12 protein-coding genes are annotated in these 15474 nt (G+C 60.0%); 10 read left to right on the forward strand and 2 right to left on the reverse strand.

What is annotated here, in order from left to right; genetic code table 11:
- The first annotated feature begins 76 nt into the window (after positions 1 to 76).
- From RMV17_RS14365 to RMV17_RS14380, 4 genes are all read left to right on the forward strand, one after another.
- A complete protein-coding gene (locus RMV17_RS14365; RefSeq protein WP_311886953.1) occupies positions 77 to 1165 on the forward strand; it encodes a polyamine ABC transporter substrate-binding protein in 1089 nt (362 codons plus the stop codon).
- Positions 1162 to 2463: an FAD-binding oxidoreductase gene (locus tag RMV17_RS14370; protein ID WP_311886954.1), complete on the forward strand. Its 1302-nt coding sequence runs from the start codon at positions 1162 to 1164 to the stop codon at positions 2461 to 2463. The genes RMV17_RS14365 and RMV17_RS14370 overlap by 4 nt, the downstream gene beginning before the upstream one ends.
- Before the next feature lie 256 nt (positions 2464 to 2719).
- The gene (locus RMV17_RS14375) at positions 2720 to 4375 is read left to right on the forward strand and encodes an MlaD family protein (RefSeq protein WP_311886955.1); all 1656 of its coding nucleotides are present in this window, start codon (positions 2720 to 2722) and stop codon (positions 4373 to 4375) included.
- 17 nt (positions 4376 to 4392) lie between these two features.
- Complete coding sequence (locus RMV17_RS14380; protein WP_311886956.1) at positions 4393 to 4944, forward strand: PqiC family protein; 552 nt, start codon at positions 4393 to 4395, stop codon at positions 4942 to 4944.
- On the opposite strand, the gene RMV17_RS14385 is transcribed toward RMV17_RS14380, so the two are convergent.
- Positions 4902 to 6206 (reverse strand): HAMP domain-containing sensor histidine kinase, encoded by a 1305-nt coding sequence (locus tag RMV17_RS14385; protein WP_311886957.1) that lies wholly within the window; start codon positions 6204 to 6206, stop codon positions 4902 to 4904. The genes RMV17_RS14380 and RMV17_RS14385 overlap by 43 nt on opposite strands.
- A gap of 402 nt (positions 6207 to 6608) precedes the next feature.
- Between RMV17_RS14385 and RMV17_RS14390 the strand changes: the two genes are divergently transcribed.
- The 6 genes from RMV17_RS14390 (at position 6609) to RMV17_RS14415 (ending at position 14380) form a co-directional block, all read left to right on the forward strand.
- Entirely contained in the window at positions 6609 to 7208 is a 600-nt protein-coding gene (locus RMV17_RS14390) for a histidine phosphatase family protein (protein WP_311886958.1), read from the forward strand.
- Between the two features lie 63 nt (positions 7209 to 7271).
- Complete coding sequence (arnT, locus tag RMV17_RS14395; protein WP_311886959.1) at positions 7272 to 8987, forward strand: lipid IV(A) 4-amino-4-deoxy-L-arabinosyltransferase; 1716 nt, start codon at positions 7272 to 7274, stop codon at positions 8985 to 8987.
- A complete protein-coding gene (locus RMV17_RS14400; RefSeq protein WP_311886960.1) occupies positions 8984 to 10501 on the forward strand; it encodes a glycosyltransferase family 39 protein in 1518 nt (505 codons plus the stop codon). The genes arnT and RMV17_RS14400 overlap by 4 nt, the downstream gene beginning before the upstream one ends.
- Positions 10502 to 10712: 211 nt before the next feature.
- Positions 10713 to 11726 (forward strand): iron ABC transporter substrate-binding protein, encoded by a 1014-nt coding sequence (locus RMV17_RS14405; protein ID WP_311886961.1) that lies wholly within the window; start codon positions 10713 to 10715, stop codon positions 11724 to 11726.
- Positions 11727 to 13325, forward strand: coding sequence for an ABC transporter permease (locus RMV17_RS14410; RefSeq protein ID WP_108224673.1), 1599 nt, complete (start codon positions 11727 to 11729; stop codon positions 13323 to 13325).
- Positions 13322 to 14380 (forward strand): ABC transporter ATP-binding protein, encoded by a 1059-nt coding sequence (locus RMV17_RS14415; RefSeq protein WP_311886962.1) that lies wholly within the window; start codon positions 13322 to 13324, stop codon positions 14378 to 14380. Before RMV17_RS14410 ends, RMV17_RS14415 begins: the two co-directional genes overlap by 4 nt.
- Here the strand turns inward: RMV17_RS14415 and xerC are convergent, their stop codons facing one another.
- Positions 14381 to 15271 (reverse strand): tyrosine recombinase XerC, encoded by an 891-nt coding sequence (xerC, locus tag RMV17_RS14420; protein ID WP_150649579.1) that lies wholly within the window; start codon positions 15269 to 15271, stop codon positions 14381 to 14383.
- Positions 15272 to 15474 lie beyond the last annotated feature (203 nt).

Below are 15474 nucleotides of genomic sequence, written 5' to 3' on the forward strand. Positions count from 1 at the left end.
AAGCCGAACGCGGAGCGTCCGTTGAGGCATTCCCACGCAGAGCGTGGGAACGATCATTATAAGAAGAGGTGTCGATATGCGTCTGTTGAAATCCGTACTCCCGGTCGCCCTGAGCGTGCTGTTCAGCGCTGTAGCTCACGCCCAACCGACGGTCAGCGTCTACAACTGGACCGACTACATCGGCGAAACCACCCTCGCCGACTTCCAGAGCAAAACCGGGATCAAGGTGATCTACGACGTTTTCGATTCCAACGAAACCCTCGAAGGCAAGCTTCTCGCCGGGCGCACCGGGTATGACGTGGTGGTGCCGTCCAACCACTTTCTTGCTCGCCAGGTAAAGGCCGGGGCGTTCCTCAAACTCGACCGTTCGCAACTGCCGAACTGGAAAAACCTCGATCCGATGCTGCTTGAGCTGCTGGAAAAAAACGATCCGGGTAACGCGCACTCCGTGCCGTATCTATGGGGCACCAACGGCATCGGCTACAACGTCGATAAGGTCAAGCAAGTGCTGGGCATCGACCACATCGATTCCTGGGCCGTGCTGTTCGAGCCTGAGAACCTGAAAAAACTCACCCAGTGCGGCGTGTCGATGATGGACTCCGCCGACGAAGTCTTCCCCGCCGTGCTCAATTACATGGGCATGGACCCGCGTAGCGAAAACCCGGAAGACTATAAAAAGGCGGAAGCGAAGCTGCTGAGCATCCGCCCGTACATCACCTATTTCCATTCCTCGAAATACGTGTCGGACCTGGCCAATGGCGATATCTGTGTGGCGTTCGGTTATTCCGGCGACGTGTTCCAGGCCGCCAACCGCGCCAAGGAAGCCAAGAACGGCGTGAACATCGCTTACGCCATTCCGAAAGAAGGCGCCAACCTCTGGTTCGATCTGTTGGCCATTCCGGCCGATGCGAGCAACACCAAAGAAGCCCACGCCTTCATCAATTACCTGCTCGATCCGCAAGTGATCGCCAAAGTCAGCGCCTCGGTCGGTTACGCCAACCCGAACCCGGCCGCCAAGCAATACATGGATCCGGAGCTGGTCAACAATCCTGAGGTCTATCCGCCTCAAGAAGTCCTCGACAAGCTTTACATTTCTACCACCCCGCCCCAGGCGATCATGCGTCTGATGACCCGGTCCTGGAGCAAAGTGAAGTCGAACAAATGAATCAGTACACCCAGGAACACGCCCGCTCCTACTACGCCGCTTCGGCCCGGGCGAGCACACCTTATCCGCTGCTGGACGGAGACTTGACTGCCGATGTCTGTGTGATCGGTGGCGGGTTCACCGGCGTCAACACGGCCATCGAACTGGCCCGGCGCGGGCTCTCGGTGGTGTTGATCGAAGCCCGGCGCATCGGCTGGGGCGCCAGTGGGCGCAATGGCGGCCAGTTGATTCGCGGGATCGGTCATGACGTCACCGGGTTTGCCAAGTATGTCGGTCAGGAAGGCGTGCGTTACTTGCAGCGCGCCGGCATTGATTCGGTGGAGCTGGTGCGGCAGCGCATCGGCGACAACGGCATCGAGTGTGATCTGCGCTGGGGCTTCTGCGATCTGGCCAACACCCCTGCGCAGTTCGACGCCTACAAGGACGAATTGGTCGACCTCGCTGAACTCGGCTATGCCCACGAAACCCGACTGATCGGCCCGGAGCAGGTCCGCCAGCAGGTGGTCAACTCCGAAATCTATGCCGGCGGCCTCGTGGACATGGGTTCCGGTCATCTGCACCCGCTGGATCTGGTGCAAGGCGAAGCGCGATTGGCAGCGTCGCTCGGCGTTAGAATTTTCGAGCAGAGCGAAGTGCTGGAAATCATCCACGGCGCAACCGTGCAGGTGCGTTGCGCAACCGGCACGGTGCGAGCTGGCAGTCTGGTGCTCGGCTGCAATGCGCATCTGGACGAGCTCGAACAACAACTCAGTGGCAAGGTGCTGCCGGCCGGCAGTTACATCATCGCCACCGAACCGTTGTCCGAGGCGCGCGCCGCGCAGCTGATTCCACACAATCTGGCGGTGTGCGACCAGAAAGTCGGCCTCGATTACTACCGGCTCTCGGCGGACCGACGCTTGCTGTTCGGCGGTGCCTGCCACTATTCCGGGCGCGACCCGGCGGACATCGCCGCTTATATGCGGCCGAAGATGCTCAAGGTCTTCCCGCAACTGGCGGACGTGCGCATCGATTACCAATGGGGCGGCAAGATCGGCATCGCCGCCAATCGCTTCCCGCAGGTCGGCCGGCTCAAACAGCACCCGAACGTGTTCTATGCGCAGGGCTATTCCGGCCATGGCCTGAACGTCACCCACTGGTGCGCGAAGCTGCTAGGCGAGGCGATTCATGCCGGTCACAGCCAGGGCATGGACGTGTTCAGCGGCGTGCCGCACATGACCTTCCCCGGCGGCCCGGCCTTGCGCTCGCCACTGCTGGCACTGGGGATGTTCTGGTATCGCCTGCGGGAAATGCTCGGCTGACAGCACAAACTGCGCTGTCGCGATCTGATCGTTCCCGGCTTTGATCGTTCCCACGCTCTGCGTGGGAATGCCTCAAGGGACGCTCTGCGTCCAGTGACGCGGAGCGTCACGGGCTGCATTCCCACGCAGAGCGTGGGAACGATCAGGTCGCGGTGCATGCGCTATACACATTTGCTCTATCGCCAAGCACTTCTATATTGATGAGGTGCTTTTGCGTTCCTGACGCTCAGTGCCCAATCAATCGAGGAGGACATGGATGAAGTCGTCAGCCACCGACGAGCCGCGAGCACCAGGCCAAGCCCCAGTCAAAACCCGCCGTTTCGGCATTTCACTCGTCTGGATTGTGCCGATTGTGGCGGTGCTCGTGGGCATCTCGCTGGTGGTGCACAACGTGATGCAGGAAGGGCCGACGATCATCGTCAACTTCAAGACCGGCAGCGGCCTGACGGCGAACAAGACCGAGGTCAAATACCGCAACGTGGTCATCGGTCAGGTCACGGACGTCGAGTTGAGTGGCGACCAGAAAAGCGTCGACGCCACCATCAAACTGTCCAAACAAGCGGAAACCTTCACGCGCGAAGATTCACAGTTCTGGGTGGTGCGTCCGCGCATAGGCGCCGGCGGCGTTTCGGGCATCGACACCCTGCTTTCCGGTGACTACATCGGCGCCGACGTCGGCCAGTCCAATGGCCGCGCAAAGAACTTCAAGGGTCTGGAAAATCCGCCGCCGATCACCTATGGCGAACCCGGCAAGCGCTTCATGCTGCACGCGCCGGACCTCGGTTCGCTGGACATCGGTTCACCGGTCTATTACCGCAAGATTCCGGTCGGCCAGGTCGTCACTTACGCCCTCAACCCCGAAGGCAAAGGGGTCGATATCGAGGTGTTCATTCACGCGCCGAACGACGCGTTCGTCACCGAAAACACCCGCTTCTGGAATGCCAGCGGCATCGACATCAATGTCGGTGCCAACGGCTTTGCCGTGAAGACCGAATCGCTGTCGACCCTGCTGGTGGGCGGTATTGCGTTCCGTGCTCCGGATTACAGCCCCAACGATGTGGCCGCCGCCGACGACAAGGATTTCGAACTGTTCGCCGACCAGCAGAGCGCCCTCGCCCCACCGAATGGCAAGGCGCAATACATGGTGTTGCGTTTCGAACAGTCACTGCGCGGACTCAAGGTCGATGCGCCGGTCGAGTTTCTCGGTATGGAAATCGGCCGGGTCGTGGGCATCAACCTGGATTTCGATGCGAAAAAACGCACCTTCCCGCTTAACGTCGGCATCGTCATTTACCCGCAGCGTCTCGGTCAGGCCTACAAAAAGATGCTCACCGAATTCAAACACGACCCCAACGACGAAGCCGCCGGCATCCGCCTGCTGGGCACCTTCATCGACAATGGCCTGCGTGCTCAGGCGCGCAGTGGCAACCTGCTGACCGGCCAGTTGTACGTGGCCCTGGACTTCTTCCCGAAAGCGGAGAAAGTCGCGTTCGATCCGAGCGCTCGCCCGGTTGTTCTACCGACCGTTCCCGGCAGCCTCGAACAGCTGCAGGAAAAACTCGAAGCCGTGGTCGACAAGCTCAACAAACTGCCGGTTGATCGCATCGCCAACAACCTCGACAGCAATCTGATCGAGCTGCGCAAAGGCCTGACCCAGTTCAACGCCAAGACCCTGCCGGGCGTGCAGAGCACTCTGGCCGACGTCAGCAAGACCTTGCAGTCCGCCAGCTCCACGTTGGCCGAAGATTCGCCGCAACGCGAGAAACTCACGGAAACTCTCGACGAACTCGGGCGCATGTCGCGCTCGCTGCGTGAGCTGTCGGATTACCTGGGCCGGCATCCGGAATCGCTGATTCGTGGTCGCCCCGATAACGCCGCGCCACTGGATCTGAAAGGACCGCCACGCAATTGAGCACAGGAGCTAACCCAATGGCTTTACCGCTGAAGATCACCGTGCTCGCTGCCTTCATGCTGCTGGGCGCGTGCCGCAGCGACCCGATCAGCTTTCACACCCTGACGCCGGTGCAGATCGCCAACACACGGACCGGCGCGCAGATTCCGATTGAAGCGCTGAGCGTGCCGCCGCAGGTCGACCGTGCGCAAATCGTTATCCGCCAGGGCGACAGCGGCCTGGCGATTCTGGAAACCGATTGGTGGGGGGCGACACTGGCGGATGAGTTGCGCGGTGCGTTGGCCGATCAATTGAGCAATACCAGTGGGCAAGGCAATGTTTCGGTGCGCATCGAAGTGCAACGCTTCGACTCGATCCCCGGTCAGTACGGCCTGATCGACGCCCAATGGCGCTTGCGTCCCGTCGGCGCCACTGACAATGGCTCGCTGACCTGCCGTTCGACCCTGCAAACACCGTCCGGCCCGACCATCGATGATCTGGTGGGCGCCCAGCAGAACAACGTCAAACGCCTGGCTGCGGCGATCAGTCAGGCCGCCGGCAATCCGCGTGGCTGTCCGCCCTCCTCCTGAATCAGCGTCACCGTGAAACGACAGCCATTGGGTTCACGGGTGGTGAGTTGCACTTGCCAGTGTTGCTGGCTGCAGATCCGCTGCACCAGCGAAAGCCCGAGGCCGAACCCCTCGCCGCGTTGTTCATCGCCACGCACGAAGGGCTGGAACATCGCATGGCGCTGTTCTTCCGGAATACCGATGCCGCTGTCTTCAACCACGAAGCTGTTTTCTAGCAGGGTCAGGCGCACGTAACCGTGGTCGGTGTAATGCCAGGCATTGCGCAACAGGTTGCCCATCACTGATTGCAGAAAAGTCAGGTTGAAGCGTCCGGCGCCGGCGTGCTGCGGATCGTAGACAAACTCCAGGCCTTTTTCGCGGATCAAGCGGCCCCACACCTCTGTCTGCGCATCGGCAATTTCCTTGAGCGTACACGTGGACTGCACGCGAACTTCTTCAGGCTTGCGTGCCAGCATCAGAAAGGTTTCGACCAACAGGCGCATCTCGTGGCTGGCCCGGGCAATCCGGCTGACCTGTGCGCCTGAACGGGCATCAAGCGACGGGTTGGCCAACAGCAGTTCGCAGGACGTCGTTAGCACCATCAAGGGTGTGCGCAGTTCATGGCTGACATCGCTGGTGAACAGTTTCTCCCGGCTCAAGGTGGCGCGCAGGCGTCCCAAAGTCTGATCGAACGACAGCGCCAGCTCGCCGACTTCATCAGCGGCGTAATCGGGATGCAACGGCGGCGCCACTTCAATGAGCTGATCGCGATGGCGCACTTGTCGGGCCAGGCGAATCACCGGCGCCATGACCCGTCGTGCGAGCAAGCGGCCGAGGACCAGCGCCAGAACGATGCTGAGGATGAATCCGACGATCACCACAATAAACAGCAGATGCTCACGCTGTTCGAGGCTCTCCTGATCGCGCAGCAACACGTATTTGCGCCCGCCGACGGCTTCGACCATGGCGTAGAAGGCATCACCGTGGAAGGTGATTTCCTGAAAACCCAAGGGTAACTCAGCCAGTTGTCGAGTCAGTGCCAACGGCCCCTGCCCGCCCTCGAAGAAAAACAATTCGCTTTTTTCCGGTGTATGGCTCCAGAGACGGATGTCGTCCATTGCCAATAACCGGTGTAGCCCCCCGCTCAACGTGGTGGTGGTCAACTTGCGCTCCACCACGTGTACGGTCGCGACGATCCCCAATGCAAAGACACCGGCGACTAAGGCGCTCATCAGCGCGAACACAATCACGATCCGTTTCGTCAGGCTTTGCTTGAGATCCATGCGCTTGAGTGGCCCCTTGTTTGTCCGTGTCACGGCAACGATAGCCCAGCGCTACGCCGTTGCCCGGTAATCCTGAGCGTCACCGCAACGGTGCAGACTTGGTAAGGCCCTCCTATAAATAAAAACAACAATTGAGTTTATTTATCAAATGGCCGTTTTAGTTGCCCCGATCAACTTCTGGCAATTTTTTCACATGTTCTTCACCGCGCCCAGACGACCTCGAGCGTAGTGTTCAGCCAGCATTCAAGTAAACAGTCGTAAAGTTGCTCGCTGCCCAAGCCTTGCGTTGCACTGAATGAACTATCTGGCGTTTTAAGAGGCAACATTGTGGCGCAATTATTTCAGTTGAAACATTTATTCCGCTACCGGCGCACGCCGCGCTTTCGGCTATGGAGTGCACTGGTGTGCGTCGTGCTTGTGGCCATTCTGGTCAGCGGGTTTGTCTGGTGGCCACGCTCGCCGACCGACCTCAATCATGCCGGACGCAGCACCACCGCTGAATGGATAAAAGCCTGGCGGGCCGGTGAAGTCGTTGCGCTGGTGCGGCACACCGAACGTTGTGACCGCTCAAGCAATACCTGCCTGGGCCCGGCGGATGGCATCACCGAACTGGGCAGCAGCGCGGCGCAAGCGGTCGGTGAAGGCTTCGTCAGACTGGGCATGCAACAAGCCGTGGTGTTGAGCAGTCCGCTGACCCGTACGGCGCAAACCGCGCATTACATGTTCGGCCACGATGCCCTTGCCGAAGACTGGCTGGCCACGTGCGGGCCGACACTTCGCGATGAAATCGTCGCGCGCAAAGTGGCGCAGCAGAATCTTGTGCTGGTCACTCACAGCGGTTGCATCAGTGATTTTGAAAAACAGACCGGTTTTCCTCACGCGATTGCCGCGGAGTATGGAAGTACCTTACTTGTACGAATTGATAACCGGAAACAACTTACAGTGTTGGGCATTATCAATACGCCGTTCTGGCAGACATTAGACGTTACACATAACCAATGAAAAAACCGCCACGGCTTCTAGTGTTTTAAGCCAGATACTTTTTATTCGTCACAAGGCTCAGTCATGACGTCCGATACCCCTCCGTTGCGCCACGCTGCCCGCCATTTGATACAACCTCCTTCGCTGATCGAACGCTGGGCGATCCCCGGGTTGATCCTGGCGTTTGTGCTGTTTTATCTGTTGCCGCTGATGACCCACGGTTTGTGGATCCCCGACGAAACCCGTTACGGTCAGATCAGCCAGGAAATGCTGTTGAGCGGCAACTGGGTCGCGCCGCACTTCATGGGCATTCGCTATTTCGAGAAGCCGATTGCCGGGTACTGGATGATTGCGATCGGCCAGGCGATTTTCGGTGACAACCTGTTTGGCGTGCGCATCGCTTCGGCGCTCAGTACCGGCGTCAGCGTCTGGCTCGCCTACCTGTTGGCGCGCCGGCTCTGGAACAACCCGCGCATCAGCGCAGCGTGTGCCTTGCTGTACATGAGTTTTGGCCTGATCGCCGGTCAGGCAGGCTACGCCAACCTCGATCCGCAGTTCACCTTGTGGGTCAACCTCAGTCTGGTGGCGGTGTGGTTTGCCATCGACAGCACCACCACAAAGGCCCGCCTCGGCAGTTGGGCATTGCTCGGTGCCGCCTGCGGCATGGGCCTGATGACCAAGGGCTTTCTGGCCCTGCTGCTGCCGGTACTGATCGCCCTGCCCTACATGATCTGGCAACGCCGTTTCGGCGAACTGCTGCGCTACGGCCCGGTGGCGGTGCTGGTCGCCGCATTGGTCAGCGTGCCGTGGGCACTGGCGGTACATGTGCGCGAGCCGGACTTCTGGCGGTTTTTCTTCTGGCATGAACACATCCGCCGTTTCGCCGCTGGCGATGATGCCCAGCATGCACGGCCGTGGTGGTTCTATCTGCCGTTGCTGTTTGCTTCGACGTTGCCGTGGGCGCTGTTGTTGCCATCGACGTTGATCCGCACCTGGCGTGAAAAGCGTGAAGTGAAAACCGCGTTTCTGGCGTTGTGGTTTGTGCTGCCGCTGATCTTTTTCAGCCTGAGCAGCGGCAAACTGCCGACCTACATCATGCCGTGCCTGTTTCCGCTGGCCTTGCTCATGGGCCACACCGTGGTGAAATGGCTGGAGCAGCGCCACACCAAGGCTTTGCGTCTGAACGGCGTGATCAATACGGTTCTTGCCAGCGTTGCCTTGATTGCGCTGATCTATCTGCAGGTCACTAAAGAGATCTACGCAAACACCGAGATGTTCAGCCTGTCGCTGGTGTTTATCGTGCTGATCGGCTGGATCATCGCCAATGCCCTGCAAATCATGCGGCCGCTGGCGATGTGGGCCATGCCGGCCCTTGGCATCGGCCTGTTGATTGCCTTGCTGCCCGCCGCGATGCCGGCACAGATCGTCGACAGCAAGATGCCCGACCAGTTTATTGCCGAGCACCAACAGGCCTTGAGCGAGGCATCCTCGTTATTGAGCAATGACCTTGGCGCAGCGTCGGCCTTGGCGTGGCGTCTGAAGCGGCCGCAAGTGGATCTGTTCAATACTGTCGGTGAACTGAAATACGGCCTCGACGATCCGGCCATGGCTGCCCGCAAGGTCGGTCTGGACGACGTCGGCCAATGGATGACCGACGCGCGCAAAAAAGGCTCGGTGGCGGTGGTGATGCGCGTCAACAGCACCCAGGAAGCGCAGGAAATCGAACTGTTGCCGGCTGACGGCAAGCATTACCAGCGCGGCAATCTGCAGATCTACATCTTCGCCAAGCGCCAGCCATGACCGCGACGGCCAAAGAACCCAGGGCGTTATGGATTCTGCTGGCGGCGACCGCCCTGATGCTGCTGCTCGGGCTGGGCAGTCGCGAACTCTGGGGCGCGGAAACCCGCTGGGCCAATATCGCTTTGCAGATGCTGCAAAGCGGTGACTACTTCGACCCGTATCTCAAGGGCGATCCGTACTACGACAAGCCATTGCTGTCGTACTGGCTGATCACCGCAACTTCCTGGCTGACTGGAGGCCTGGGGCCTTGGTCATTGCGCTTGTCGTCGGTCATTTCGGCGTGGTTCAGCGTATGGCTGGTGTACCTGCTGGGCGAGCAATTGTTTCGCAAAGGCACCGGGCTGATTGCCGGATGGATGTTGGCGACCACATTCTATTTCGTCTTCTGGGCGCGGGTCGCGACGGCCGACATCCTCACCGTTTGCGGTGTTCTCGCGGCGGTGTGGTGGTATTGGCGTGGCCCTGATGACACCCGGTTCTGGCGCTATGTGGTGTTTTTCGGCCTGTTGGCGCTGACGTCTTTGTTCAAGGGCCTGATCGGTTTCATCCTGCCGGGACTGCTGCTGTTACCGCATCTTTTGCAAAACGGCCGTTGGAAACGCCATCTCAACCTGCGCCTGTGCGCCGCGCTGCTGATCGCCGGAGCGTTTTATGGATTGCCGTTCCTGCTCTCGCATGTCTACGGATCCCCTGACTATCGGCAAAGCGGTCTGGAACTGGTGTTGCGGGAAAACGTTGTGCGGTTTTTCCAGCCCTTCGACAACATCGGCCCGATCTACACCTATTTGTTGTACCTGCCGGTCTACACCCTGCCGTGGGCGCCGTGCTGGATCATCGCCCTGTGGGTGGCGCTGCGAAACTGGCGAAACATCGAGCCGGACACCCGCTGGCTGATTCAAGGCCTTGGCCTGTTGCTGCTGTTTTTCACCGCCAGCGGCAGCCGACGTAGCTATTACGTATTGCCTCTGGTGCCGTTCGCGCAACTGCTCGGTGCGTGGTGGATCACCCGGCGCATGGCCGCGCGCAGCCTCCGAGGGCGTGGTTTGAAAGTCGGTTTTGCGGTCGCCACGGCCGTGATGGTCGGTGTACTCGGCGTGCTGTATCCGTGGACCAACAGCGGTGGCGGCGTGATCCGCTTCGGCGAAACCGTGCGCGAGCAGGCCAGCCAGCAGGCACCATTGAGTCAGTGGCGCATGGTCATGATCGAGGTCGACAACAAAGTGCCGATGTACCTGCAAACCGGCGGTGCGCCGTTCTACTACGTGGCAGAAACCGCAGACTTCCCACGTACAGGCGACAGCGCGGCGACGTTGGCCTGGCTGGAACGCAGCAGTGGTCAGCACTGGGATCCGCAACGCACCATCATCGTTGCCCAGTATCGCAGTGGTGATCCGTTGCCACTCGACTACCTGAGCGCCGATCACCGCGTCATCCGCACCACGCCAACCCGCGGCGAACAGGTGTTCCATGGCCGCGCCGACCAGAGCGTCGCCTACATCCCCAATCCCTCCTGAATAGCCTGACGCGGAATGACGCACGGCAACCGCGCGTCACCGAGTCGCTGCTAATCTGAATGGCAATGACATGTATTAACGGTTTGTTTGACGTTTTTTTCTCATTTGCCTCTCTACATTGCCTGCGGCTGAATATCTGCAAATCATTCGCATTGAAGTCTGCCCGCGAATGCCTGCCCATAACGTCTAAAAAATCAGGAGCGTCACCGTTATGAATTCAAAGGTCCCGTCCTTTCTGAAACGCGCATTGTTGGTCAGCGCCCTGCTCAGCGCAGGCTCAGCCGGTGCGGCTGACGGTGTTGGCTTGTTGGTTTATAACGCCCAGCACGAAAGCCTGACCAAAGCCTGGGTGGCCGGCTTCACCGAGGAAACCGGGATTCCGGTGACGATTCGCAACGGCGACGACACTGAAATGGGCAACCAGATCGTGCAGGAAGGCGCGGCCTCGCCGGCAGACGTATTCCTCACCGAAAACTCCCCAGCGATGGTATTGGTCGACAACGCCAAGCTGTTCGCGCCGATCGCTCCGGCGACGCTGCAACAAGTGGACGCAGCGTACCGCCCGGCCCACGGCCAGTGGATCGGCATCGCCGCGCGCTCAACGGTGTTCGTCTACAACCCGGCGAAACTGGCTGAGAAAGACCTGCCGAAATCCCTGCTCGATCTGGCCAGACCGGAGTGGAAAGGTCGCTGGGCTGCTTCACCGGCCGGCGCTGACTTCCAGGCCATCGTCGCCGCCGTGCTCGAGCAAAAAGGCGAAGCCGCCACGCTCGACTGGCTCAAAGGCATGAAAACCAACGCCAGCGTGTATCGCGGCAACAGCGCCGTGCTCAAAGCAGTGAACGCCGGGCAGATCGACAGCGGCGTGATCTACCACTATTACAGCTTCGTCGATCAGTCCAAGACCGGCGAAAACAGCCAGAACACCAAGCTTTACTACTTCAAACATCAGGATCCGGGGGCGTTTGTCAGTACCTCCGGCGCTGGCGTGCTGGCCTCCAGCAAACATCAGGAAGAGGCGCAGAAGTTCGTCAAATACATCACCGGCAAAGAAGGTCAGGAGATTCTCCACAGCGGCACTTCGTTTGAATACGCGGTCGGCAAAGACGCGCCGTCCAACCCGAAACTGACGCCGCTGAAGGATCTTGATGCGCCAACCGTCGACGCGTCGAAACTCGATAGCAAAAAAGCCGTCGAGCTGATGACCCAGGCGGGAATCCTGTAAGTGCTCCCCGAAACCCTACCCGCGCAGGTCGCAGCGACGGCCTCCGCGAGCCTTAGACTTAAACCCCGCGCCCTCACCGGTCGCGGAGGGTCGTGGGTGGTTGCGCTGGCGATCGGCGTTTCATTGCTGTCACTGTTGCCGATCGCGTTTGTGCTCGGTGTGTCGTGGGCAACTGGCTGGGCGACTATCGAAGCGTTGGTGTTTCGCCCACGGGTGGCGGAACTGCTGATCAACACCGTGCTGCTGGTGTTGATCACCTTGCCGCTGTGCATTCTGCTCGGCACCGCACTGGCATGGCTGACCGAGCGCACCAACCTGCCCGGTCGGCGCCTGTGGTCATTGCTGGCCGTCGCGCCGCTGGCGGTGCCGGCGTTCGTTCACAGCTATGCCTGGGTCAGCCTGATTCCATCGATTCACGGACTGCCGGCCGGTGTGCTGGTGTCGGTGATCGCCTATTTTCCGTTTCTTTACTTGCCGATTGCCGCGACCTTGCGCCGACTTGATCCGGCGATCGAAGACGTCGCCGAATCCCTGGGTCTCAAGCCCTGGGCGGTGTTTTTCCGGGTGGTGTTGCCGCAGTTGCGCCTGGCGATTTGCGGCGGTGCGTTGCTGGTTGGGCTGCACTTGCTGGCCGAGTACGGCCTGTACGCAATGATCCGCTTCGACACCTTTACCACGGCGATTTTCGATCAGTTCAAATCAACCTTCAACGGCCCGGCGGCGAACATGCTCGCGGGTGTTCTGGCGTTGTGTTGTCTGGCCATGCTCACCGTCGAATCCGCCGCCCGGGGCAAGGCGCGATATGCCCGCGTGGGTTCCGGCAGTGCGCGCGAACAGCGCACGGTGCGGCTCGGTCGTGGCAGCGTGATTCTCGGGCTCGGTCTGCAAGGGCTAACCTGTCTGCTCGCCCTCGGCGTGCCGTTGCTGACATTGAGTCGCTGGTTGATTGCCGGTGGCTGGGACGTGTGGGGCGGTGATGAACTGGTGCCCGCGCTGTTGCAAACCCTGTCGTTCGGCGTCGCCGGTGCGCTGTTGACCAGTCTGGCGGCGATTCCGATTGCCTGGCTGTCGATCCGCGCGCCGGGCAAACTGCAGCGTCTGCTCGAAGGCTGCAATTACATCACCAGTTCCCTGCCGGGGATTGTCGTGGCGCTGGCACTGGTCACGGTGACCATCCATTTCGCCCGGCCGATCTACCAGACCACCATCACCGTGTTGCTCGCCTATCTGCTGATGTTCCTGCCGCGCGCATTGGTCAGCCTGCGTGCCGGTTTTGCCCAGGCGCCGGTGGAGCTGGAGAACATTGCGCAAAGCCTCGGCCGTTCGCCGTTGCGCGCCTTGTGGCTGATTACTTTGCGCTTGGCCGCACCGGGCGCAGCAGCTGGCGCTGCACTGGTGTTTCTGGCGATCACCAATGAATTGACCGCGACCTTGCTGCTCGCGCCTAACGGCACGCGCACCTTGGCCACCGGTTTCTGGGCCATGACCAGCGAAATCGATTACGCCGCCGCTGCGCCGTACGCACTGTTGATGGTGCTGCTCTCGCTGCCGCTGACGGCCCTCCTCTATCACCAATCCAGGCGCACCGCTGGCCGATGAACGCACTCGAACTGATCTCACTGAACAAATCCTTCGGCGCGCAGAAAGCGCTGGATGACATCTGCCTGTCCGTACCGACCGGCAGCCGCACGGTGATTGTCGGCCCGTCCGGCTCAGGCAAAACCACGCTGCTGCGGATAATTGCCGGGTTTGAATTCCCTGATGCCGGTAGCCTCACGCTCAACGGTCAGGTGCTGGTCGACAGCACTCACGCCGTGCCGGCTTATCAACGGCAGATCGGTTATGTCCCTCAGGATGGCGCGCTGTTTCCGCACATGACCGTCGCCGCCAACATCGGTTTTGGCCTGACGCTAACCGGCACCGCCAGAGAGGAACGGATCAAGGCATTGATGGACAGCGTCTCGCTCGACGCCAACATGGCCAACCGTTGGCCGCATGAATTGTCCGGCGGCCAGCAGCAACGGGTTTCCCTCGCCCGGGCATTGGCGCAACAACCGCGACTGATGCTGCTCGATGAGCCCTTCTCCGCCCTCGACACCGGCCTGCGCAGCGCCATGCGCAAAATGGTTGCGCGCTTGCTCGAGGACGCTGGCGTCACGACGATTCTGGTGACCCACGATCAGGGTGAAGCGTTGTCATTTGCCGATCAGTTGGCAGTGATGCGCGGCGGGCGGCTGGTGCAATCCGGGCATCCGATGGACCTTTACCGCTTTCCCCACGACGAGCAGACCGCGCATTTTCTCGGTGAAGCCGTGGTCATGCCGGCGCGGATCGAATCCGGTCTGGCCCACTGCGATCTCGGCCAGGTGCCGGTGAACAGCAACGGCTTTATTGGCAATGCGCAGATCATGCTCAGGCCCGAACAGTTGCAGTTGTCCGGCGCCGTACTCGGCACACAAGGCTGCCCCGCCGTGGTCACCGAACGCGATTTTGCCGGTAACACCTGCACCCTCACCGTCGAACTGCGCTCGTCGATCACTCAGGATCCCGGACGTTCGCTGCTGGTGCGCAGTTCCGGCATGCACGCGCCGCCTGCTGGCAGCGACGTGCAGTTATCGGTGCTCGGTGCGGCCCATCTGTTCGCCGCTTGCTGATTACAGATCGAAGCGATCCACCGCACGCCGCCGCTCGTTGTCATCGCGCACATCGTAGTTGGCGGTGGTCTGGATGTTGCTGTGGTGCGCGAGCTTCTGCGCGATCGACAGATCATGCTCCTCGATCACCCGCGTGATGAACGAGCGGCGGAAGTCGTGGGGCATGATCTTCACCCCGACCTGCGTGCCCCGCTGACGGGCGATGTAGTAAATCGCGTGCTTGGTGATGCGCTCGCGGGTGATATGGCTGCCGCGACGGATGCGGTTGAACAGAAAGGCATCGTCGCTCTCGCCTTCCTTGAGTTGTGAGCGTCTTAGTTCCAGCCACGCATCGAGTTTGGCGAACGCCCAGGCCGGCGCGTACTTGATCAGTTGTTTATTGCCTTTGCCGGTGACGGTCAGGCTGCGCTCAGTAAAGTCGACCTGATTCAAGTCCAGATCCACCGACTCCGATTTACGCATGCCGGTGCCGTACAACAACGCAATCACCGCTGCGTCGCGCAGCCCTTGCGGGCGCGGATCAGCGGCGCAGACTTCCATCAATTCGTGAATCAAGGTGCGCTTCAAGTTGCGCCCCTGCGACAAGCGCGTGCCGGCAATGGCTTTGACCGAACGCATCTTCAACAAATGATCCTGAGAAATCAGGCTCATGCGCCAGGCTTCATTCATCACACCGCGCACGGCATTCACATACAGCGAAGAAGTGTTCGGCGCATAGTTGTCTTCGCGCAAAGCGGCAACCAGCGCAACAACATCTTCAGGTTGTAATGCATGCCAGGGAATATCCTCGACATTCATGTCTTCAAAGCCGAGACGGTCTGCCGCATCCTGCAAAACGTAGCGCATGGTCAACTGGCTGGAGGGAGCCAGGCGCGCCAGATACAGGGTCATCGGATTGGTTTGGCGGGTTTGCAGCGGTACAACGGACAAGTCAGTCAAACGTAAAGGCCTTGAGTAAAAACAATTCAACACAGCAACTAACAACTGCAACATTTACCCTATAAAGGGAACACTTCTGTAGGACTTTTCTACTAAAAACGACGATAAACGGTAGAAGTCTGAACAGCGGCTGTATGAGTTCTAGATAAACGATT

Origin of the sequence: Pseudomonas sp. VD-NE ins (assembly GCF_031882575.1) — a bacterium.
In the GTDB taxonomy this organism is placed as follows: domain Bacteria; phylum Pseudomonadota; class Gammaproteobacteria; order Pseudomonadales; family Pseudomonadaceae; genus Aquipseudomonas; species Aquipseudomonas fluorescens_BZ.

Coding starts and splice junctions, on each gene's coding strand:
- RMV17_RS14365 (WP_311886953.1), top strand. CDS start 77: ATGCGTCTGTTGAAATCCGTACTCCCGGTCGCCCTGAGCGTGCTGTTC.
- RMV17_RS14370 (WP_311886954.1), top strand. CDS start 1,162: ATGAATCAGTACACCCAGGAACACGCCCGCTCCTACTACGCCGCTTCG.
- RMV17_RS14375 (WP_311886955.1), top strand. CDS start 2,720: ATGAAGTCGTCAGCCACCGACGAGCCGCGAGCACCAGGCCAAGCCCCA.
- RMV17_RS14380 (WP_311886956.1), top strand. CDS start 4,393: ATGGCTTTACCGCTGAAGATCACCGTGCTCGCTGCCTTCATGCTGCTG.
- RMV17_RS14385 (WP_311886957.1), bottom strand. CDS start 6,206: ATGGATCTCAAGCAAAGCCTGACGAAACGGATCGTGATTGTGTTCGCG.
- arnT (WP_311886959.1), top strand. CDS start 7,272: ATGACGTCCGATACCCCTCCGTTGCGCCACGCTGCCCGCCATTTGATA.
- RMV17_RS14400 (WP_311886960.1), top strand. CDS start 8,984: ATGACCGCGACGGCCAAAGAACCCAGGGCGTTATGGATTCTGCTGGCG.
- RMV17_RS14405 (WP_311886961.1), top strand. CDS start 10,713: ATGAATTCAAAGGTCCCGTCCTTTCTGAAACGCGCATTGTTGGTCAGC.
- RMV17_RS14415 (WP_311886962.1), top strand. CDS start 13,322: ATGAACGCACTCGAACTGATCTCACTGAACAAATCCTTCGGCGCGCAG.
- xerC (WP_150649579.1), bottom strand. CDS start 15,271: ATGACCCTGTATCTGGCGCGCCTGGCTCCCTCCAGCCAGTTGACCATG.